Below are 21,031 nucleotides of genomic sequence, written 5' to 3' on the forward strand. Positions count from 1 at the left end.
AGTAGAATAACCGAGTAAGGTCTACGCCTTACCGCTTCTGTTAAATACCCCCCCTCTTCATAACCCACATAACCGGGAGGCGCCCCCACTAATCGAGCAACCGAGTGTTTCTCCATAAATTCCGACATGTCGATACGCACCATTGATTCTTCGGTATCAAACATAAATTCGGCGAGCGCTTTACATAGCTCTGTTTTACCCACACCAGTTGGCCCTAAAAACAAAAAAGAGCCAATCGGGCGGTTGGGATCAGATAAACCCGCTCTGCTGCGGCGAATAGCATTGGATACTGCTTCTACGGCCTCGCCTTGACCAATCACCCTATCGTGCAGCTGTTGCTCCATACGCAACAATTTGTCGCGTTCGCCTTCTAGCATTCGATTAACTGGAATACCAGTCCAACGAGACAAAACATCGGCAATTTCTGCATCACTCACCTTGTTACGCAACAAACTCATATCTTGCATTTCGGCTTGCGAGGCTAAATCTAACTGACGTTCTAATTCTGGAATACGACCATATTGGAGCTCAGACATACGATTTAAATCGCCGGCTCGACGCGCAACGTCCATATCTAAACGAGCTTGTTCTAAATCGGCTTTAATATGCTGGGTGCCCGATAAAGCGGCTTTTTCGGCCTTCCAAACCTCGTCTAGTTCTTTAAATTTGCTTTCTTTTTCAGCTAACTCTTCGTCCAGTAAAGCTAGTCGTTTAAGGCTGGCGCTATCCGCTTCTTTTTGCAGCGCTTGACGCTCCAGCTTTAATTGAATGATTTTGCGCTCAAGTTTGTCCAAGGCTTCAGGCTTAGAATCTATTTGCAGACGAATACTTGAAGCCGCTTCGTCTATTAGGTCGATAGCTTTATCAGGTAACTGCCTATCGGAAATATAGCGATGTGACAAACTGGCCGCTGCAACAATCGCGGGATCAGTAATTTCAACCGAGTGGTGCAATTCATAACGCTCTTTTAAACCACGTAAAATCGCTATGGTATCTTCAACGTTAGGCTCTTCCACCAGCACTTTTTGGAAGCGACGCTCAAGCGCTGCATCTTTTTCAATGTACTGACGATACTCGTTTAACGTTGTTGCACCTACACAATGCAGTTCACCGCGCGCCAAGGCGGGTTTAAGCATATTACCCGCATCCATCGCGCCATCGCCTTTACCGGCACCAACCATAGTGTGCAACTCATCGATGAAAAGTATTACTTGACCTTCTTCTTGAGAAAGCTCATTAAGCACTGCTTTTAAGCGCTCTTCAAACTCGCCGCGATATTTAGCCCCGGCCACCAAAGAACCCATATCAAGCGATAAGACGCGTTTGTTTTTTAGTCCTTCCGGCACTTCGTGGTTAATGATCCGCTGAGCTAAGCCTTCGGCTATCGCGGTTTTGCCCACTCCGGGCTCACCAATTAATACTGGGTTATTTTTGGTACGACGCTGCAATACCTGCACGGTGCGACGAATCTCGTCGTCACGACCGATCACCGGGTCAAGCTTACCTTGCTCGGCACGCTCGGTAAGATCTATGGTGTATTTTTCTAGTGCTTGGCGCTGGTCTTCGGCATTAGGGTCATCAACTTTTTGGCCACCTCGAATTTTGGTAATGGCTTTTTCTATATTCTCTTTATTTGCGCCTAACTCACGCATAATATCGCCAAGCTTACCTTTGTCTTCGGTAACAGCTAAAAAGAAGATTTCTGATGAAATGAATTTATCTTTACGCTTTTGCGCCAACTTGTCACAAAGGTTAAGTAACACCACTAACTGGTTCGAAAGCTGTACTTCGCCACCAGTGCCTTCAACACGTGGCAACTGCTCTAGGGCTTGAGAAAGCTGAGAACGTAAGGCGCTGCCTTCAATTCCCGCTTCCACTAATAACGGCCTTAACGAAGCGGCATCTTGATTTAGCATGGCCGACATTAAATGCACCGGTTCAATAAACTGGTGGTCGCGCCCCAATGCTAAAGATTGAGCGTCTGAAATCGCTAATTGAAATTTGCTTGTGAATCTATCTAGGCGCATGTCACACCTCCACATATATTAAGCTATTAATGAATATGTGGGATTAGATGTAAAAAAATTCAAGATAAATGGCATTAAAAAACCATCAAGACGATGGTTTTGTGAGCTTTATTGCTTTAGCTAAGCCAGATGGCAGCAGCCATTCGTCCGGTTTGGCCATCACGCCTGTAAGAAAAGAAACGTGAGGCATTATTTAAAGTACAGCTCGCATCAGCATAAACATCATTTAAACCTAGCGCGCTAAGACGCTGCTTAGCCAGTTGGTGAATATCGGCATAATACTTACCGCTATTTGCGCTAGCCGTAAAAGCGCTGGCCGACTTTGAGTCTTTAGCCACAAATTGCTGATAAACCTCAGTACCTACTTCAAAGGCATCTGGGCCAATCGCAGGACCAAACCAAGCCATGATCTCACTGGGAGCAATGTTCATTGCAGCTACGGTATTTTCTAACACGCCATCGAGCAAACCGCGCCAACCGGCGTGCGCCGCCGCCACTACCGTGCCTTGTTTATCGCAAAAAAGTACTGGTAAACAATCTGCGGTCATGACTACACATACTGCATTTTCTTGCTGCGCAAAGCTTGCATCTGCCTCAGCAAAACGCATGCTAGGCTCACTAGCATCTACCACACGAGTGCTGTGAACTTGCTTTAACCAACACACTTGCTGTGGCATACCTTGTTGGAAATGCTGCCGATTGCTCTGCACTGCGCTGGCGTCGTCCCCCACATGATCGCCTAGATTGTAGGAATCATAGGGAGCCAAGCTAGCGCCTGCTAAGCGGTCACTGTAAACCGCTTTTACATTTTTTTGGCAGGGCCAATCAATCAGCAATTTAGCCATACTTAGCCTAAATCAGGATTGAGTTTATGATCGGCGCGCAAGGCATCGGCAATATCTAACATGTCTTGAGGAACCGGTGCGTGCCACTCCATCATTTCGCCCGTAATTGGGTGCTCTAAACGCAACATTACCGCATGCAATGCTTGGCGCTGAAAACCGCGCATAGCAGCAATCAGCTCGTCACTAGAGCCTTTAGGTAAACGCAAACGGCCGTAGGTTTGGTCACCTAAAAGTGAGTGTCCAATATGCGCCATGTGCACCCGAATTTGGTGAGTACGACCTGTTTCCAAGCGCAAGCGGATACGCGTATGTTGGCGAAACTTCTCCGCTACGCGGTAATGCGTTACTGCAGGTTTACCAGTAGCAACTACTGCCATATGAGTGCGCTTAGTAGGATGGCGACCAATCGGCTCTTCCACCAATCCACCAGCAGTCATTACCCCGGTAGCAATCGCTTCGTACTCACGGGTTACATGGCGAGCCTGAAGCGCTTCAACTAAATGAGTTTGTGCAGGTACGGTTTTAGCCACCACCATAAGCCCAGAGGTATCTTTATCTAAACGGTGCACAATACCGGCGCGAGCCACTTCGGCAATTGATGGATAACGATGCAATAAAGCATTGAGTACAGTGCCGCTGTTATTGCCAGCACCAGGGTGCACTACCATGTTAATAGGCTTATTAATCACCAGAATATCGTCATCTTCATAAACGATATCGAGCTCGATATCTTCAGCTTGGGCTTCAACCACGTCTTCCAACACGGTATTTAATACAATTTCTTCCCCGCCAACTACCTTTTCCCTAGGCTTAACTTTCAGTTCGCCATCTAAACGAACACATTCGCCAAGGATCCATTCTTTGATCCGTGAACGGGAATAATCTGGAAACAACGCAGCTAACGCCTGATCGAGGCGAGCTCCAGCTAGCTCATCATCAACGATTGCTCGCAACTCTAAAGGTTGACTCATCTTAGGTTTTACCTCTAACAGGAAGGCCAAAACGGGCTATTGTAATCATTCCTAGCTTAAAGCATAGAAGAAAATGGTTTGTTAGATGCACCTCCCACTATATATGTCACTCGGTGATTGACGGTTTAAGTGGCATAGAGGATACTGTTTGCCCATTATTTGAGGTGTTTAACCTAATACTTTTCGACGTTGAGACGAGTATTGTTATTTGGTTATCACAGAAACAACAAAGACGATTTTTAGTCCATGATGCGCGTTTATAAGCAAACAATTTCAGTAATACTGCTCGGCTTGATGCTTGGAGCTTGTTCTTCGAATTCAAAAGAAAAGCCAAAGATCCCTGACAAACCAGCGTCGGAGCTATACGCTGAAGCCCAAACAGCAATCAACAATGGCACGTTTACCGATGCAGTTGAGAACTTAGAAGCCTTAGATACGCGCTATCCTTTTGGCCCCTACTCTAATCAAGTACAGCTTGACCTTATCTACGTATATTACAAACGTAGTGATACAGCGATGGCTTTAGCTAGCACTGACCGTTTTATTCGCAATAACCCAACCCACAGTGAGTTAGATTACGTCTATTACATGCGCGGACTTACCAATATGGCGGCAGACTACAACTTATTCCAAAGCGTTGTTGGTATTGATCGTTTTGACCGAGACCCAAGCTTTTCTCGCCAAGCCTTTAACGACTTTAAAACCTTGATTAATCGTTATCCGCACAGTGATTATGCTGCAGATGCCAAGCAGCGCATGGTTCACTTAAAAGATAACCTAGCCCGCTACGAAGTATCAGTGGCGCGTTACTACATTAAGCGTGAAGCGTATATTGGTGCGGTAAATCGCGCTCGCTATGTGATTGAGAACTTCTCTGATACTCCATCTGCACGCGATGCACTTAAAGTGATGGAGGATGGCTACAAGGCTCTAGGCATTACTGATAAAGCGGAACAAACAGCATTAATACTTAGTGTGAATTAATATTGACTAAGCATAAAAAAGGCGAGCTAAGAGCTCGCCTTTTTTATATCTGGGTACGCGTTAAATCGCATCTTCGTTTTCTTCACCAGTACGTATACGGATAACGCGGTCTACATCGCGAACAAAGATTTTACCATCGCCAATCTTGCCTGTTTGCGCGGTTTGCACAATGGCTTCAATACAACGCTCTAGATCATCTTTTTGAACGACTAGCTCTAGCTTCATTTTTGGCAAGAAGTCTACTTTGTACTCAGCGCCACGGTAAAGCTCAGTGTGGCCTTTTTGTCGACCAAAGCCTTTTACTTCGGTAACTGTCATACCCGTAATACCAATATCAGCTAAAGCTTCGCGAACATCATCCATTTTAAATGGCTTGATAATTGCCGTGACTTGCTTCATGTGTACTTCCTTTTATTTATCATTTTGTTGAGTATCTATGTCCTTACTTTAAGCCAAGCGCGCGCATGTGACAACGTTATACACTTAGCTTAATCAGGGAATTGGCTAAAAAACACCACTCGGCTCACGCAAAATCAATATCTTAGCTGAATTTTGCCGACTTTAACGTCATCGCAAGAATCATCAATTGAATAAATGATTCAACATTTCAACCAGCCCTTGATTTTATTCATTGAACTTACCACACACTTCGTACAAAAAATCCCTCTGTAGCTGCAGACCCGCCATAAGCGTATACACTTACAGTAAAGACTTGAGTTAAGAGTGCCTTAATTGACTAAGCAAACCGGATTTACCTTACTTGAATTAATGATAACCATTGCAATCGCGGTGGTATTACTGGGTATCGGCGTACCCAGTATGAACAGTTTGTTTCAGTCAATGGCGGCGGATGCATCAAGCAACCGGATGATGCGAGAAGTGCGTTTTGCTCGCAGCCAAGCAATAAACCTTAATCAACGTGTAGTTGTTTGTGCCCTAAAGGCCAATGGCAGCGACTGTGGCGGAGAAGTGAATTCTGGTTTAACGGTATTCGCCGACGATAATAGCAACGGGAAACTAGATAGTGGTGAGAAAGTTCTACTGGCAGCGGAACCATTTACTAAGGCAGGCAATATCGACTTTAAAGGAGCAATAGATTCATTTTCTTTTCAGAGCGATGGTTTAATTGCCGGGGCTTCGGGAAGCCTCTACTTTTGTTCAAATGATAATAGCTACATTGATGGCGTAGTTATCTCAAAAGGCGGCAATATTCGTTTTATCACCGATAGTGAAAAAAGCAGCTGCCCTATCTAATCCTGTGACTGAGCTCCTCACTCTAATTAGTATTCAAGTTCTGCAAACCTTACATTGGCAATATCACTACTAAACTCACTGTTAAATTCAACACATTCAATCTGAGAAATACTGCCAAACTTTTGTGCACTAGCGGTGTGATTGGTATACCGCTGTCTAATTTCCGCTGTAATCTCTGCTATTGAATCTAGATCTTTAGGCGAAGCTATTACCACTTGATCATAACCTGTGGAGCCAGCCATGTAGCACTTAACGGTAATCGCCCAGCTTGAAGACATGGGCAAAATCAAACATAAGAAAATAGCTAAACCTTTCATAAGATCACCAACAATCAGCATTTGAATTTCCCGACGAATCCTCAGCAGACTTGCTGCCCTCATCATCGATAGAGAAAATTTTACAGTCGGTATCAGCACTAAGTTGAGTACCTAAAGCAGTGGCCTTAGCTGTAAATGTACTAGCCGCTGCAGAACTACTTAGCGTAATGGCATAATAGCCATTCTCGGTGTTATAAGAGCCAGCACCAGAGGCTGCCAAGCTCAAGCTGGCAAGGTTAGCTGCATAACTCGCATTATCGGCATAATACTGTTCTTGTAATACCGCTAAGGTGGCTAGTTCTTTTTTGGCCTCACTGCGCCGAGATTCGGCGACAAATGAAGTATAAGCAGGGTAAGCTACCGCCGCCAATATGGCGACAATAGCTACCGCAATCATGAGCTCCATTAAGGTGACACCGCGCATCGAGTGTTTCATTTAGCCCTCATCAAAATAGAAGTAAATTTGTTTTGGACTCATGTCCATATTGGCTTCTCTCGAGCCTTCCTTACACTCGCCGGCATTTTCACAAGTATGATCATTGTTTTCATCTTGATCATCAAACTCTAGCTCTTCGCCAGGGTCTCCACCAAATACTCTTACCACCGACTCACCTTGCTCATCCTCGCCAGAGTGAATAATCAAATCATCGGGTACTTTATTATCTACATCATAGTAGCGACTGTTATTGATACTGGTACCTATGTGCATATCTACAGCATAAGTGCGACCTTTACCGATGGTGGGAATAGTACATGTTGCCGAGTTAGTGGTTTCTGGAATGAACGAAGTGAAATACAACTCACCACCTAATACCAAAGCCGCTCCCAAGGACTTTTCGCCGTCCTCAAGCAAGTTATATACCCAACCTTTGGAAGCACCCAGCGCAATGAGCTGTGTTTCAATGGCGCTTTCATCACTTAATGCACCAATAGGATCACTGGTAATGTTGTATAAATCATTAGAAACAATGGCTACTGGCTGAGCATCGTCGTCAAGCGCGCCAAAATCGGTAACTTGAACATTATAATCACGGAACATATAGAAGCGGTTGTCTACTCCGTTGGGATCTTTATCACTCACCGGTTTAGTTCTGTCACCCGTTCCGATTAATACGGCATCGTAGGGTATTTGCTGAGAGTCAGTAATGGTTACTTGGTCATCCCCTTGTCCGGAAGTGATGCGAGTGAGCTTTTTCAGGTAGGTTCTTACAATAACCGGCTCGGTAAAGAACTTACGTTTATCGGTAACGACTGAGCTATCACTAATGCTCGCTAAAGCGGTCATCTTCCACTTGGATTGGGTGGCTGAAAACAAATCCACTCGCCATACTTGGCCTCCGGTATCGCCAAAGTACAAGCGGTCAATATTTCCATCCCCATCACTATCTAAAGTCGCGACTTTAGCAGGAATGCTGTGAGTCAGGCGGTCATCATCTCCCGGTGTAATGCTCCACACTAAACTGCCATCGAAAGCATCAACAATAAATACTCCACGACCTCGATCATCATCACCAGGAGTGGCTAAATCTTGGTTGGTATCATAACCACCACCAAATATAACTACCGGATTACTATGGCCCGGTACATAACCGACTGTAGGCTGAGACCAACTTTGACCAAGCTCAGACATGCCGGTGCTGGAACTATCAATCCGCCACAACATTTTAGGTAGGTCAGGCTTGGTCAAGTCCATCGCATAATAAGCATCTCCACCGCGGCGTAGTCCGGTAAACACAAGCACTTTGTCACCACTGCTGCTGTACTTGCCATCATTGTCGGCATCTTTGAGGAATACTGTTGGAGTGCCGTCTATCCCATATACATGTTGCGAGCTTGCTATGTTACTACGCAAGGTAAGCTGCCTGCCTAATAGCTCATAGGGGAAAAATGCCCAGCTTTCTGTAACACTTGATCCGGTATCTTTGAACATATGCATAGCACCACCATTGGTACCTACAATAATTCTTATGTCCATATCGTCGGGATCTGTGCTGTCGGCAGCTGCGCCACTGCGTAAACCGTAGTTAATGACTAAGGGACGAGAATGCAGCGGATCGCCCATTAAGTCACTGCGAATAGTAGTACTGGTATCTCCGTCATCATTATCTACATCAGTACCACGGATCCAACTTACATGCTCAACAATATCGTCTTCAACAACACCAAGTTGGTTAGCCAAATCGGCATTGCTACCCGCCTTTGTGACCAGATTGTTGGTAGTTAAAGTGGTGAAGCTTCCGCTATCTGTTTGATTGAAATACACCATTCGAGCATCATTGCTGAGTAAGGTTTCAGAGACCCCTCCTAGCTCTACGTTGTTACCATCTTTGACTGAAGACCAAAATGTCTTGGCTTCGTCGATGATAGAACCATCTGCCCCAATAGCAGGATTCCCATTTTGATCTGCCATGTAGCCTTCAGAAGACAGTTCCAGCTTTTTCAAGTTGCCTCGCCAACGTGGATTAAGTGAAGGCTTGAACATGGCGTAATAAACTCTATCTAGAGTACGAGTACGGTCAAAATTGTTGCTGGTTACAGCGGGAGAAACCAAAGAAGAACTCTCTTCATAGATTCCGATTAAGGCTTGACGAAAAGCCGCTTCTAAAGAGACGCCATCTTCGGCAGGATAAAAGCGCCCCTGCGCATTTTCGGCAGTAGCAGTTAACATTGCCGTACCGCCTTCGATAACATCTTCACCAAAACCAATAGTAGATATTTTTGCGTACTGCCTACCCGTCATGTTGGGGTTAATATCGTTGGTATTCATCCACTTAGATAGCACAGGTAAATACGAGGTTTCACTGCCAGTGCCAAAACCAACTGGATCCTTCCAAGTACAACCATTAACCGTGGTGGCATTATCACAACCAAATACATTGTCGGTATTAATTGGCAGGTTTTTTACATTTTCATTTTCGTCGGCATCAACACTCGGTGTGCCATCGGTGACGTAAATGATGTTGATTGAGCTATCGCATCCCACTTCATAGGGAGATATATACGTATTTGTTCCTCCGGATGTCTCGATAGTTTTATCTCGACCGTTTTTCTCGTTGTTATTCCCCCTTTCTCCATAATCTACCGCTTCTCCAGCAAAGTAATGTTTGGCCTCCATTAGCGTCTCTACTAGCGGGGTTCCGCCATCGGCGGTGAGCTCTATAATATCTGATATAAGATCCTGATTATCATCTGAGGCTTGAATCCCCCGAATCACCCTGCCGCCGTCGTTAGAGCGATTAAACACCATCAAGCCAAATTTAACCCCATTAATGGTACTTAACGCATTTTCCATTGCTTCTTGAGCAATTTCGATACGAGGTCGAGTAGTCGTTGCATCTGAGTGATGATACCAACGTAGATAATTAGCAGAGTAGAGCGTAATTAAATAGCCATCATCAAATGAGTCTTTGGTGGTTTGCTCTGCATCGGTTTTATTTAGGGTATAAAAATCATCTGTGTTATTTGCTGCACCATTAATTGGGTAGCCCTGCGGTGCATCTACATAAGAGTTATTACTCTCGCGATATTGACCAGGGTTAATTGTGGAAACGACTTTATCCACAAAACTCCCGTCGGAAGCCTGCAGTTTTACGGTAAATGAGCGAGGGTCTCCTTCGTCATCCAATAAACGACCATCACTCGCATCGCTACTAAGTTCATAGTCATCCATGCAATCAAGAACGGTATAGTTTGCCCCATTGTTTAGGCGAACGTCGTCCCATGAGCCAGTGCCACCTTGCACCCGGTGCTCACGAAAGTAACCAGTAAAAATACCGTTTTTAGCTAAGGCTTCATAAGATGCTGCGCAATTATTAATGTCCCAAATAAACCGCCGATCATCATTGGCACCGGTGGGAATATACGAGCCATCAACACCGTTAACCGTAAAATAGATGAAATCATTATCTAGGCTATTTTGAGAGCTAACCGCAATAGGATAATCTTGGTAACTAACATCGCCATTACTGTCGCGGTTGTAGCCTTGGCGAGTCGTTATATTCCAAGCCATACTGCCAGAGGTATCAAATATAATTAACACCTTCGGGTCAGCCGAACTCAAGCTATTAAAATCAAATAAAAATAGCTCTGTATCATCAGCCCAAACTGGAAGAGTTACTGCTGCGGAACACAACCATGCAAGCAGTCCCGACTTTAACCGACCGTTCATCTGCTCTCTCCTTGTTGCCTTGCCTGCACACTATGCAAGCGGCTTTACCGTTTTGGCTATAGCATCGGCTGCTCTATACCGGCAGCTATTGACGTTGAAGCTCGATTAGCCTTTCCATATGTTTTTGTTGCATCTACTCGTACATAACGACACTGCGTAATGGCGTTATTGCTACTGGCGGCAAAACTGCGCGCACACACGCTGTCTACCGTATGAATCATGGTACCGTCAGCCCCGGTTACCATGGTTGACACAGCCATCGATGCGGCAGGTGCCATAGCGCCAATCACCCCTTGAAGATTAGGCTCAATAATTAACTCATTCATTTCGCCTTCAAGTAAGTGCTCTGCCCCTACCCGGTCCCCCATCGCCGACACCACTTTTAGTCCTTGGTTAGCGCTACTTAACAATACCCCACCTAAAAAGCTTAAAATGAGCAAAAACAACATTGCCACAAACAGAGCTGCCCCTTGCTGGCTTTTGGCTTTATTTTGGCTAAGCAAAACAGTTAGTTGCATCAATACACCATATTTCTTAGTGATACCACCGACTCAAATAAGGCACGTCGATAATGATCGTTAGCAGCAGCGACACTCAAATCGCCTAATTCATAGCTGTTCCCATTAGTATAGTTTTTATCCTCGGTTAAGGAGCGAACCAACAAAAATACTTTAGCGCCAATCACTCTGCCTTCACTCCATTGTTGAGGTGTCACGTTGTCTGAGGAGACAAAGTCATTCACCACACCATCTTGAGTGGTATCGGTATCAACTCCCAGCAATACGCGCATCCGCTCGATGCCTTCCACCAAGGGGCCAGATCCCAAGATTTGCATCCCGCTGTTATTATCAAGGTATAACTGACGAAGCACCGGCAAACCTGACTGAGCGCTCACATCCAGATAGTAAACAATATGCTGGTATTCCCATATTTGCCTGCCAGGCATCACTGTCTCGGTGGGCCAAGGGTCTGTAGAGGTAAATATTTGGGCACTGGCCGCATTTGCGGCAAAGTAGTAGCGGTCAGAATCTAATTCCCCCGCAGATTGTATGGGTGAGCCAATCACTCTTTTGATGCCAATGACATCTGAATCTACAACCAAATTACTGCGGCTACTCACGCAACTATATTGGCCATTAAGAGAGTTTGAGCTATTTATCTGTCCTACAAACAACGAGCTAAATCGGCCATCCACAGAGGGAAATGAACCTTCTGGAGTGCTACCAATCCAATCTATTGTGCAATCATTAGCTGCGGTAACATCGGTGGCAACTAGCTCAACGCCAGAGCCGCGAACCATTGGATTGCCGGTATACTCCCCAAAAAAACCTACCATTCTTAAATCACGAGTAATCAAGTGCATGGCTATTCTGCCACTCTCCATCAATTGCTCACTATGGTAGGTTGATTCGGTACTGCGCTGCGAGGCGACCAAAAAACTACTGATCCCTGCAGTTAAAAATAGTCCGATCACAATGGCAATTAGCCATTCAATAAGGGTAAAGCCCTGCTGAGAATGCCTAATCATGAGGCCACCCGCGTCGTTAAGGCCATTTTGCGGCGTTTATCTGACTGCGCTCCGCAGTTGGCAGTAACCGTATTACTACTGGTAATGCCACTAAAAGACTGCCTCGATAACCAAGTAACCACCACGGTAAGCTCTCCGTTAGCGCTTAACAATACGCAACCGTTTGGCTTAACTAAGCCGCCCTTAGCACCTGCAGCTTTGGCATAGAGGCCATACTCCCAATGGTAAAGATCGTAATTCACTACATCGGCAAGGCTACAAGCGGTCATCAAACCACTATCCTCGGCGCAAGCGGGTTTAGCTCTGGCCGTTTGGCCATCACCAACGGTAACCGTAGCGGGATTATTTGCTTGCCATGCAATATGATTAAGGCGAACCCGCTCTACCATATCTTCAGCTAAAATCATGGCAACGGTACGTTGATGGGTCTCGAAACTTGAGCGCTTGGCAACCGCTTGCATAGCAACAACCGCTAGCAAACCTACCGCCAATATAAAAGAGGTGATAATAACTTCAATCAGAGTAAACCCTCTGATTTTTGAGTATTTTAGTTGCATCCCAACCTACCCATCCTTGATGCTTTGTGGCCTTCGATAGCGGAGCCTTCCGAAGCGAGCAATTAATTAGGGTATAGCGCAAAAAAGAAGGCTATGCCTTCTTTTTTGGTTTAGTTGAGAGATGACTCAGTTAGCTGGTTTGAGTAACTCTAAGCTCTGCGGGGACTTCAAAAATGGTGTTTTCTTCGCGGCCAGGGTTTTCAACAACGGTTACTCCGCCCATTGCTTTAAGTCCAGAAACCACCTCTTGCACCAGCACCTCAGGAGCTGAAGCTCCAGCTGTAACACCAATGCGACTATCGGCTTTAAACCACTGGCAATTAATGTCGCTAACGCCATCAATAAGGTAGGCAGCTGCACCTGACTTCTCAGCTTTTTCACGCAGTCGGTTAGAGTTAGAAGAGTTTTTCGATCCTACTACCAATACCACGTCAGATTTTTCTGCCAAATCTTTCACCGCATCTTGGCGGTTCTGGGTGGCATAACAAATATCGTCTTTACGAGGCCCTTGAATTTCAGGAAAAGTCACACGTAATGCGTCGATGATCGCGGAGGTATCGTCAACCGACAGAGTAGTTTGAGTACAATAAAACAACTGTTCAGGTTTCTTAACCTGCAGCTTAGCAACATCTTCTACGGTTTCTACCAAGTAAATACCACCGTCAGCGTTGTCATATTGGCCCATAGTGCCATTAACTTCAGGGTGGCCATGGTGACCAATCAAAATACACTCAATGCCTTTACGGCTGGCGCGAGTAACTTCCATGTGCACTTTAGTTACGAGTGGGCAGGTAGCATCGAAGATTTTAAGATCACGTTGTTTGGCTTCTGCACGCACAGCTTGAGACACGCCATGAGCGCTAAAGATACAAATACTGCCTTCGGGCACATCGCTAAGTTCATCAACAAACTCAGCACCACGTTTACGTAAACCGTCTACTACATAGCGGTTGTGAACCACTTCATGGCGAACATAAATAGGCGCACCAAACATTTCTAAAGCACGTTCAACTATAGAAATAGCGCGGTCAACACCAGCGCAAAAACCGCGAGGATTAGCTAACAGTATTTCCACTATCGCTCCTTAATTAACCGCTAAAATTTCTACTTCGAAAATAACCGTTTGGCCAGCCAGCGGATGATTAAAATCTACCGTTACTGAATCACCGGTTACTTCACGCACAATGCCCGGAATTTCACTACCATCAGGCTGAGCAAACGCAATAATACTGCCTTCTTCGGCAGGTGCTTCATCACCAAACTTGCTGCGCTCAAAGTACTTAATGTTATCCGGATTGCTTTGGCCAAAGGCTTGCTCGGCATTAAGCTCAAATTGGCTTTTATCACCCGTTTTCAAACCCAATAAACACGCTTCAAAGCCTTCGGTTAGGCTACCATCACCCATTACCAATTGAGCTGGCTTTGGATAGTTATAAGTACTTTCGGCAATCGATCCATCGCTTAACTTCAATACAAAATGAAGTTCTACTTTGCTTCCTTGCTGAATCATTTAGTTTCCTTGGCTTGCGGCGACAAAAAGCTATCTAACACTAACAATACCGCACCCACACAAATGGCTGAGTCAGCAACGTTAAAAGATGGCCAATGGTAACTGCCCACGTAAAAATCGAGGAAGTCGATAACATAGCCAAACACTACGCGGTCAAATACGTTACCAATTGCACCGCCTAATACTAAGGCGTAAGCAATGGCTGGCCACTTTTGCTCGGCCGGTGTTTTTTTCATCCACCACACCAGCAAACCACTCACAAAAAGCGCTATGGCAGTAAAAAACCAACGTTGCCAGCCACCGGCATCACTTAAAAAGCTAAAAGCAGCACCGTAGTTTCGAACCGAAACCAAATTAAAGAATGGCGTTACCGCTACCGACTCATATAAATCGAAGGTTTTAGCAATGGCAAACTTGGTAACTTGGTCAACAATGAATACCACCACACTTAACCACAGCCAGCGTAAACCCGTGCTATTTGTTTTACTTACTACAGCGTCGTTATGCATAGCTACGAGACTCACCTTCACCCGCTACGTTGGTTACACAGCGACCACACAAGCTTGGGTGTTCAGCATTTTGACCAACATCTTCGCGGTGGTGCCAACAACGGTCACATTTCGCGGCTTCGGCTACTTCTACGGTAACTTTAAGGTTGTCCAACTCAGTAGCAGCGGCATTATCACCCGCTTCGCTTAAAGCCTGTAAGCTTACATCTGAAGTTAACAACACAAAGCGTAACTCATCACCCAGCTGGCTCAACACTTGCTCTAGCTGGCTATCTACAAACAGCGTTACTTTAGCCTCTAAGGTGCCACCAATTTTCTTGTCGCGGCGTGCTTGCTCTAGGTTCTTGTTCACTTCATCACGAATAGTGATCAATTGAGCCCAGAATGCATCATTCATTTTGCTATCTTGTGATAACGCAGCTAAGCCTTCGTACCACGCTTCAGTGAATACAAATTCGCTACGCTCTCCAGGTAATGCCTGCCAAATCTCGTCAGCGGTAAAGCTTAAGATAGGTGCAATCCAGCGGGTTAACGCTTCAGCGATGTGGAATAGTGCCGTTTGACAAGAGCGTCGCGCTAGGCCATCAGCTTTTGCGGTGTACTGACGATCTTTAATGATGTCTAAATAGAAGCTACCTAGTTCAATAGAACAGAAGTGCATTAGCTTTTGATAAACAACGTGGAACTGGTATTGCTCGTAAGCTTCTACAATTTCTTGTTGAACAGCGGCTGCTCGACCCACTACCCAGCGGTCAAGCTCTACCATGTCTTCGCTTGCTACTAAATGCTGCTCAGGCTCAAATCCAGCTAAGTTAGCCAATAAGAAACGCGAGGTATTACGAATACGGCGATAAGCATCGGCGCTACGTTTGAATACTTCGTCCGATACGCTCATTTCCGCGGTGTAGTTGGTAGATGCAATCCACAAACGTAAGATGTCTGAACCAAGTTTGTTCCAAACATCCTGCGGAGCAATACCATTACCTAATGATTTAGAGAACTTATGGCCATTAGCATCTACGGTGAAACCATGAGTAAGTACTTGCTGGTAAGGCGCTTTGCCGTTAATTGCAGTAGCTATCATTAGTGATGACTGGAACCAACCGCGGTGTTGATCAGAGCCTTCTAAGTACATATCTGCAGCTTTACCGTTAAACTCTTCACGTGCAGCAACTACACTTGAGTGAGTTGAACCAGAGTCAAACCATACATCTAGCGTGTCTTCTACTTTGCGGTACTGCTCGGCTTCATCACCCAGTAGTTCAGTAGCATCTAAATCCCACCAAGCCTGAATACCGCTTTGCTCAACACGTTTAGCAACGTCTTCCATCAACTCTACCGCACGAGGGTGCAGTTCGTTAGTTTCGCGGTGCACAAACAATGCAATCGGTACGCCCCAAGTACGCTGGCGAGAGATACACCAATCTGGGCGATTCTCTACCATGCTTTCGATACGGCTTTGGCCCCAATCTGGGATCCACTGGGTTTTCTCGATTTCTTGCATCGCTTGCTTACGCAAACCATTTTGGTCCATGCTCACAAACCACTGCGGCGTAGCACGGAAAATAATAGGGGTTTTGTGGCGCCAGCAATGTGGGTAGCTATGACGGTAAGCATGGTGATGCAGCAGCGCGCCCGTTTCTTTAAGTTTTTCAACTACGTTGTCGTTAGCTTTAAATACATGCTGACCACCGAAAAATTCGGTATCGGCAAGGTAAACACCATTATCACCAACTGGATTAGCCACTTCTAAGTTGTACTTCTGGCCTACCGCGAAATCTTCTTGACCATGACCAGGAGCAGTGTGAACACAACCTGTACCTGACTCAGTAGTTACGTGGTCACCTAAAATAACAGGCACTTCAAAGTCATAAAATGGGTGCTTAAGTTTAACTAACTCTAAGGCATCACCTTGGCAGTAACCTAAAGCATGGAAGTGAGTAGCACCAAAGCGCTCTACACACTCTTCCATTAGGTCGCGCGCCAAAATTAAACGCTCTTTGCCAGTTTCAGTTTCAATTTGAACCAATACATATTCAAGGTGAGCATTTAAGGCTACCGCACGGTTAGCAGGTAAAGTCCACGGCGTAGTAGTCCAAATAACTGCAGAGATTGGCCCTTCACCGGTCACGCCTTCTGGGTGATCAAATTTGGCTAATACCTCGGCTTCGTCAACAGCGGTAAAACGCACATCAATGGCAGGAGAGGTTTTATCTTCATATTCAACTTCAGCTTCAGCAAGAGCACTGCCACAATCGGTACACCAGTGCACAGGTTTAGAACCTTGCAATAGGTGGCCATTATCGATGATTTTTGCCAAGGCACGGATGATGTTTGCTTCAGTATCGAAGTTCATGGTTAGGTAAGGGTTTTGCCAATCACCTAAAATGCCCATGCGGATAAAGTCGTTGCGCTGACCATCAATTTGCTTAGCGGCGTAATCACGACACTTTTGACGAAACTCAGCAGCGGTCACTTTTTTGCCCGGCTTGCCAACTTTCTTTTCTACTTGTAGCTCAATAGGTAAACCGTGACAGTCCCAGCCAGGCACATAAGGAGAATCGTAGTCTGATAAAGTCTTCGACTTAATAATGATGTCTTTAAGCACCTTATTAACCGCATGGCCAAGGTGAATATTGCCGTTGGCGTATGGAGGGCCATCGTGCAAAATAAAGCTCTTCTTACCTTTTTTGGCCTGTCTAATTTGGCCGTACAGATCCTTTTCGCTCCAACGCTTAAGCATTGCAGGTTCGCGGTTGGCTAAATTACCACGCATCGGGAATTCAGTATCAGGTAGATTAAGAGTATCTTTATAGTCGCTCATCGAATCACTTTTCCAGTCAATTACTCTGCAAGGCCATAGTAGGCTTTTGCACGCTTAATATCGAGATTCACCTGAGCTTTAAGCGCATCAAGCGAATCAAATTTTTGTTCATCTCGTATTTTTAACTGCGGTTCAACCACTAATCGTTGGCCGTACAGATTGGCGTCAAACTCAAACAAATGAGCTTCTACCAATAAATCTTTTCCTGCGGCGGTTGGCCGCCAGCCTATGTTAGCAATGCCTGAAAAGCGATGCTCTGGCTGATCTTGTATATAGGCTTTAACTGCAAACACCCCATGCAAGGGGCATACATGGCGGGCAACTTTTAAATTTGCCGTAGCAAAGCCCAATTGACGCCCCAACTTTTGGCCATGAATGACTTTGCCATTAAAGCTAAACTTTCTGCCTAGCAATTGAGCCACCGTTGAGAAATCAGCCTCGGCTAAATGCTGACGTAATAAGGTACTGCTCACTCGCTGCTGATTTAAGCAAAACGAATTGGTTGCTGTAAGCTCAAAACCGTACTGTTTTTTGGCTGCTTGTAGGCTTGCGAAATTACCTTCTCGGCCTTTACCAAAGTGGAAGTCATCTCCCACTGCTAGGTATTTCACTCCCAGCAATTCAACCAATAACTGGCGAACAAAATAGTCAGCACTTTGTTGAGCAAACTCATGGCTAAAACGCACCACCAACAAGCGGTCTACACCTAAGCTTTTTAGTTGCTGATACTTATCGCGAAATCGGCTAATTCGAGCGGGTGCTTTATCTTTAGCAAACACCTCAAGCGGTTGTGGCTCAAAAATCATCACCACAGCGGGTAAACTCCGCTGGCGAGCCTGATCAACTAAACGCTTAATTACTTGTTGATGGCCTAAATGCACGCCATCAAAATTACCAATACTTAATGCACAGCCATAGTGACGCGCTTTAATGTTGCGTATTCCGCGAATTAACTCCATTCCCGCGCCTATTTCGTCAAAAACCGACGGATTATAGCTTGTTTAGTCCGCAGTTACAGCCCCGAAACTGCTTTTCAAGTGAGCTAATCTTATCCCCAAGCAAAATAGCAAAACCAAGTAGCTAATCACGGCCGCTGCAACACAGATTAAAAGTTGCCAAACACTGTCTATCCACGTCAACGCAAACCATTGTTCAGCAAGGGGAGAAAGCCACACAATGAGCCCCCCCATCAATGTCGACGCCACTAAAATTTTAACAATACATACCAAGGTAGCAGAGCCGAGTTTGTAAACACCTTGTTTATGTAAACCTCGATAAAGCAGACTGGCATTAAGCAACGCCGACAAGGCTGTGGCAATAGCTAAACCAATATAACCATAAGGAATCGCGAAGATAAGGTTAAAGCCCATGTTGCTTGCCATGGCGATAATGCCAATCTTTACCGGTGTTTTGGTATCTTGGCGCGAGTAATACCCTGGCGCTAACACCTTCACTAGCATGAAGAACAACAAGCCACCGCTATAAGCCATTAAGCTGTAGGAGGCGTTTAATACATCTTGTTGATCAAAGGCGCCACGCATAAATAAGACTTGTAAAATAGGCTGACCAAGTAACGCCAAACCTACTGTGGCGGGTATGCCCAAAAAACACACCATGCGCACTGCCCAGTCCATGGTTTGCTGAAACTGCTGCGGGCTTTTATCAACATGACGCTGCGATAAGCTAGGCAAAATCACGGTGGCAATGGCGATGCCAAACAAACCTAGGGGAAATTCCAACAAGCGGTCGGAGTAGTACAGCCAGGATATAGAGCCAGTGATTAGGAAACTGGCGATTAAGGTATCCAACAGCAAGTTTATTTGACTGACCGATACACCAAACAATGCAGGGATCATTAAGGTGCGAATTTTTACCACACCAGGATGTTTCCAGCCCCAACTTGGCTTTTGCAACAACTTAAGCCTAAACAAGAAAGGTAATTGAAATAGAAACTGAATTAGCCCGCCGAAGAAAACCCCCATGGCCAAGCCAACCTCAGGTTGTTCTAGGTTTGGGGAAACAAATATCGCAAAACTAATCACTGCCACATTTAGCAATACAGGCGTGAATGCCGCCACGGCAAAACGACCAAAGGCGTTAAGAATAGCGCCCGATAAGCCGGTAAAGGTGACAAACCATAAATAGGGAAAGGTGATTTTAAGTAGAAAGGCCGACAGTTCAAACTTAGCAGCATCGGGGCCATCGTTTAACCACGATATAAACCACCCCGTGCCAAATAGCGCTGCGATTAAAGGCGAACCAATAATGCCAAACAAAGTAACTATGGTAACGGCTAAGCCCAGCGTACCGCTAACTTTGGCTATAAGCTCTCTGACTTCGTCTTCAGAACTCTTTTGCTTGTATTCGGTAAGTACTGGTACAAATGCTTGGGCAAACGCGCCCTCGGCGAATAGGCGGCGCAAAAAGTTAGGAATTTTGTTAGCAAAGAAAAATACGTCGGCAGCTACTCCCGCTCCCATTAAATTAGCAATGACTACATCACGAGCCAAACCCAATATGCGGGAAATCAGGGTCATAGCGCTAACAATGGCGCCAGATTTTAACAAGGTTTTACTCAATGCACTGTCCTGTTGCTAAATTACACAAATTCCTCTGCCCTAACATTAAAAATGCTGGTAGAATCGCGGCACAGTTTAACCGCCTATAAAGATCGATGCTACGGTCATGACGTTTAGTTAGGTTTTCCTTGCTTTGATATTTATACTTGGTTAAAAATTGTTTGACATAAACATGAAAAACGGGCATATTCCACGGCCTTTAAATTCATAATTCCAAGACAAAGTTCAGGAGTTACACTTGGCTAATATTAAGTCAGCTAAAAAACGCGCTATCCAAGCTGAAAAGCGTCGTCAACATAACGCTAGCCGTCGCTCTATGATGCGCACTAATTTGAAAAAAGTTATTGCAGCTATCGAAGCAGGCGATAAAGAAGCAGCTACAGCAGCATACCAAGCAGCTCAACCTATCTTAGACCGTTACGCGTCTAAAGGTTTGATCAGCAAAAATAAAGCAGCTCGTCATAAGAGCCGCATTGTTGCAAAAATCAACGCACTTTAATTTAAAGCGCTTGATGAAAAAAACCGGCCTAAGCCGGTTTTTTTATGTCTGCTATTTAGTGCTAATTACTTACAGTAAAGCTCGTGTAGCTTCCCTAGCACGGCTTTAGCCTCTTCACTAGCGATTGAGTAGTAAATGGTTTGAGACTCCTTACGCGTGCTCACAAGCTGATCTTTTCGTAACCATGCTAAATGTTGAGATAACGCAGACTGACTTAAGGTTACCCGTTGGTTCAGTTCTCCTACCGTTAACTCACCTTCCACTAAGTGGCATAAAATCATTAAGCGGCTTTCGTTTGCTAGCGCCTTTAACAATTTTAATGCAGGTTCAGCATTTTTTTGCATGTCTTGAATGTTCATCTTTCTACCTACTAACTCACTTAAGCCAAACTATACGTGAAATGGCTATAGCTCGCTAGGTTAAAGCTGGGCACATGGTTTTTGAGCGAAGCACAAAAAA

The 21,031-nt window shown here is 45.2% G+C and carries 20 protein-coding genes (1 of these 20 cut by a window edge); 3 read left to right on the forward strand and 17 right to left on the reverse strand.

The window, feature by feature from the left end; translation table 11 throughout:
* From clpB to rluD, 3 genes are all read right to left on the reverse strand, one after another.
* Positions 1-2,027, reverse strand: partial view of an ATP-dependent chaperone ClpB gene (gene clpB, locus ACYFDN_RS08765; RefSeq protein WP_016401295.1) — the 5' portion only. Its footprint begins 544 nt before the window's first position; the window shows 2,027 of its 2,571 coding nt (coding positions 1-2,027); it begins with the start codon at positions 2,025-2,027; the stop codon falls past the left edge of the window.
* Between the two features lie 116 nt (positions 2,028-2,143).
* Positions 2,144-2,872 (reverse strand): peptidoglycan editing factor PgeF, encoded by a 729-nt coding sequence (gene pgeF, locus ACYFDN_RS08770; RefSeq protein ID WP_483510787.1) that lies wholly within the window; start codon positions 2,870-2,872, stop codon positions 2,144-2,146.
* Positions 2,873-2,874: 2 nt separating this feature from the next.
* Positions 2,875-3,843: a 23S rRNA pseudouridine(1911/1915/1917) synthase RluD gene (gene rluD / locus ACYFDN_RS08775; protein WP_152784521.1), complete on the reverse strand. Its 969-nt coding sequence runs from the start codon at positions 3,841-3,843 to the stop codon at positions 2,875-2,877.
* Positions 3,844-4,089: 246 nt separating this feature from the next.
* On the opposite strand from rluD, the gene ACYFDN_RS08780 reads away from it, so the two are divergent.
* On the forward strand, positions 4,090-4,827 hold the full coding sequence (locus ACYFDN_RS08780; RefSeq protein WP_483510788.1) for an outer membrane protein assembly factor BamD: 738 nt from the start codon (positions 4,090-4,092) through the stop codon (positions 4,825-4,827).
* A gap of 60 nt (positions 4,828-4,887) precedes the next feature.
* Here ACYFDN_RS08780 and ACYFDN_RS08785 read toward each other — a convergent pair whose 3' ends face one another.
* Positions 4,888-5,226 carry a P-II family nitrogen regulator gene (locus ACYFDN_RS08785; protein WP_016401299.1) on the reverse strand — a complete coding sequence of 113 codons (339 nt, stop codon included), beginning with the start codon at positions 5,224-5,226 and terminating at the stop codon, positions 4,888-4,890.
* A 333-nt stretch (positions 5,227-5,559) separates the two neighbouring features.
* Here ACYFDN_RS08785 and ACYFDN_RS08790 point away from each other — a divergent pair, with 333 nt between their 5' ends.
* Positions 5,560-6,081: a GspH/FimT family pseudopilin gene (locus ACYFDN_RS08790; protein ID WP_406610621.1), complete on the forward strand. Its 522-nt coding sequence runs from the start codon at positions 5,560-5,562 to the stop codon at positions 6,079-6,081.
* A 26-nt stretch (positions 6,082-6,107) separates the two neighbouring features.
* Here the strand turns inward: ACYFDN_RS08790 and ACYFDN_RS08795 are convergent, their stop codons facing one another.
* From ACYFDN_RS08795 to murJ, 12 genes are all read right to left on the reverse strand, one after another.
* Positions 6,108-6,419, reverse strand: a complete 312-nt coding sequence (locus tag ACYFDN_RS08795) for a hypothetical protein (RefSeq protein WP_406610620.1) — start codon at positions 6,417-6,419, stop codon at positions 6,108-6,110.
* A complete protein-coding gene (locus ACYFDN_RS08800; RefSeq protein ID WP_016401302.1) occupies positions 6,403-6,834 on the reverse strand; it encodes a type IV pilin protein in 432 nt (143 codons plus the stop codon). The genes ACYFDN_RS08795 and ACYFDN_RS08800 overlap by 17 nt, the downstream gene beginning before the upstream one ends.
* The gene (locus ACYFDN_RS08805) at positions 6,835-10,566 is read right to left on the reverse strand and encodes a pilus assembly protein (RefSeq protein ID WP_483510789.1); all 3,732 of its coding nucleotides are present in this window, start codon (positions 10,564-10,566) and stop codon (positions 6,835-6,837) included.
* Positions 10,567-10,622: 56 nt separating this feature from the next.
* Positions 10,623-11,084, reverse strand: a complete 462-nt coding sequence (locus tag ACYFDN_RS08810) for a hypothetical protein (RefSeq protein WP_483510790.1) — start codon at positions 11,082-11,084, stop codon at positions 10,623-10,625.
* Positions 11,084-12,094 carry a PilW family protein gene (locus ACYFDN_RS08815; protein WP_472589045.1) on the reverse strand — a complete coding sequence of 337 codons (1,011 nt, stop codon included), beginning with the start codon at positions 12,092-12,094 and terminating at the stop codon, positions 11,084-11,086. Before ACYFDN_RS08815 ends, ACYFDN_RS08810 begins: the two co-directional genes overlap by 1 nt.
* On the reverse strand, positions 12,091-12,651 hold the full coding sequence (gene pilV, locus ACYFDN_RS08820; RefSeq protein WP_338624434.1) for a type IV pilus modification protein PilV: 561 nt from the start codon (positions 12,649-12,651) through the stop codon (positions 12,091-12,093). Before pilV ends, ACYFDN_RS08815 begins: the two co-directional genes overlap by 4 nt.
* A gap of 130 nt (positions 12,652-12,781) precedes the next feature.
* On the reverse strand, positions 12,782-13,726 hold the full coding sequence (gene ispH, locus ACYFDN_RS08825) for a 4-hydroxy-3-methylbut-2-enyl diphosphate reductase (protein WP_249483306.1): 945 nt from the start codon (positions 13,724-13,726) through the stop codon (positions 12,782-12,784).
* A 9-nt stretch (positions 13,727-13,735) separates the two neighbouring features.
* The gene (fkpB, locus tag ACYFDN_RS08830) at positions 13,736-14,161 is read right to left on the reverse strand and encodes an FKBP-type peptidyl-prolyl cis-trans isomerase (protein ID WP_016401308.1); all 426 of its coding nucleotides are present in this window, start codon (positions 14,159-14,161) and stop codon (positions 13,736-13,738) included.
* Complete coding sequence (lspA, locus tag ACYFDN_RS08835; RefSeq protein WP_152784507.1) at positions 14,158-14,670, reverse strand: signal peptidase II; 513 nt, start codon at positions 14,668-14,670, stop codon at positions 14,158-14,160. The genes fkpB and lspA overlap by 4 nt, the downstream gene beginning before the upstream one ends.
* The gene (ileS, locus tag ACYFDN_RS08840; protein WP_483510791.1) at positions 14,663-17,494 is read right to left on the reverse strand and encodes an isoleucine--tRNA ligase; all 2,832 of its coding nucleotides are present in this window, start codon (positions 17,492-17,494) and stop codon (positions 14,663-14,665) included. The genes lspA and ileS overlap by 8 nt, the downstream gene beginning before the upstream one ends.
* A gap of 20 nt (positions 17,495-17,514) precedes the next feature.
* The gene (gene ribF, locus ACYFDN_RS08845; protein WP_152784503.1) at positions 17,515-18,453 is read right to left on the reverse strand and encodes a bifunctional riboflavin kinase/FAD synthetase; all 939 of its coding nucleotides are present in this window, start codon (positions 18,451-18,453) and stop codon (positions 17,515-17,517) included.
* Positions 18,454-18,495: 42 nt separating this feature from the next.
* Entirely contained in the window at positions 18,496-20,073 is a 1,578-nt protein-coding gene (gene murJ, locus ACYFDN_RS08850) for a murein biosynthesis integral membrane protein MurJ (protein ID WP_483510792.1), read from the reverse strand.
* Between the two features lie 238 nt (positions 20,074-20,311).
* Here murJ and rpsT point away from each other — a divergent pair, with 238 nt between their 5' ends.
* Positions 20,312-20,572, forward strand: a complete 261-nt coding sequence (gene rpsT / locus ACYFDN_RS08855; RefSeq protein ID WP_152784499.1) for a 30S ribosomal protein S20 — start codon at positions 20,312-20,314, stop codon at positions 20,570-20,572.
* A 65-nt stretch (positions 20,573-20,637) separates the two neighbouring features.
* On the opposite strand, the gene ACYFDN_RS08860 is transcribed toward rpsT, so the two are convergent.
* Complete coding sequence (locus tag ACYFDN_RS08860; RefSeq protein ID WP_016401314.1) at positions 20,638-20,931, reverse strand: ArsR/SmtB family transcription factor; 294 nt, start codon at positions 20,929-20,931, stop codon at positions 20,638-20,640.
* Positions 20,932-21,031 lie beyond the last annotated feature (100 nt).

This window comes from Agarivorans sp. D1326 (assembly GCF_056958115.1).

Coding starts and splice junctions, on each gene's coding strand:
- ileS (WP_483510791.1), bottom strand. CDS start 17,494: ATGAGCGACTATAAAGATACTCTTAATCTACCTGATACTGAATTCCCG.
- rluD (WP_152784521.1), bottom strand. CDS start 3,843: ATGAGTCAACCTTTAGAGTTGCGAGCAATCGTTGATGATGAGCTAGCT.
- lspA (WP_152784507.1), bottom strand. CDS start 14,670: ATGCATAACGACGCTGTAGTAAGTAAAACAAATAGCACGGGTTTACGC.
- ACYFDN_RS08780 (WP_483510788.1), top strand. CDS start 4,090: ATGATGCGCGTTTATAAGCAAACAATTTCAGTAATACTGCTCGGCTTG.
- pilV (WP_338624434.1), bottom strand. CDS start 12,651: ATGCAACTAAAATACTCAAAAATCAGAGGGTTTACTCTGATTGAAGTT.
- ribF (WP_152784503.1), bottom strand. CDS start 18,453: ATGGAGTTAATTCGCGGAATACGCAACATTAAAGCGCGTCACTATGGC.
- ACYFDN_RS08815 (WP_472589045.1), bottom strand. CDS start 12,094: ATGATTAGGCATTCTCAGCAGGGCTTTACCCTTATTGAATGGCTAATT.
- ACYFDN_RS08805 (WP_483510789.1), bottom strand. CDS start 10,566: ATGAACGGTCGGTTAAAGTCGGGACTGCTTGCATGGTTGTGTTCCGCA.
- pgeF (WP_483510787.1), bottom strand. CDS start 2,872: ATGGCTAAATTGCTGATTGATTGGCCCTGCCAAAAAAATGTAAAAGCG.
- ACYFDN_RS08810 (WP_483510790.1), bottom strand. CDS start 11,084: ATGCAACTAACTGTTTTGCTTAGCCAAAATAAAGCCAAAAGCCAGCAA.
- ACYFDN_RS08860 (WP_016401314.1), bottom strand. CDS start 20,931: ATGAACATTCAAGACATGCAAAAAAATGCTGAACCTGCATTAAAATTG.
- ACYFDN_RS08785 (WP_016401299.1), bottom strand. CDS start 5,226: ATGAAGCAAGTCACGGCAATTATCAAGCCATTTAAAATGGATGATGTT.
- ACYFDN_RS08800 (WP_016401302.1), bottom strand. CDS start 6,834: ATGAAACACTCGATGCGCGGTGTCACCTTAATGGAGCTCATGATTGCG.
- fkpB (WP_016401308.1), bottom strand. CDS start 14,161: ATGATTCAGCAAGGAAGCAAAGTAGAACTTCATTTTGTATTGAAGTTA.
- ACYFDN_RS08795 (WP_406610620.1), bottom strand. CDS start 6,419: ATGCTGATTGTTGGTGATCTTATGAAAGGTTTAGCTATTTTCTTATGT.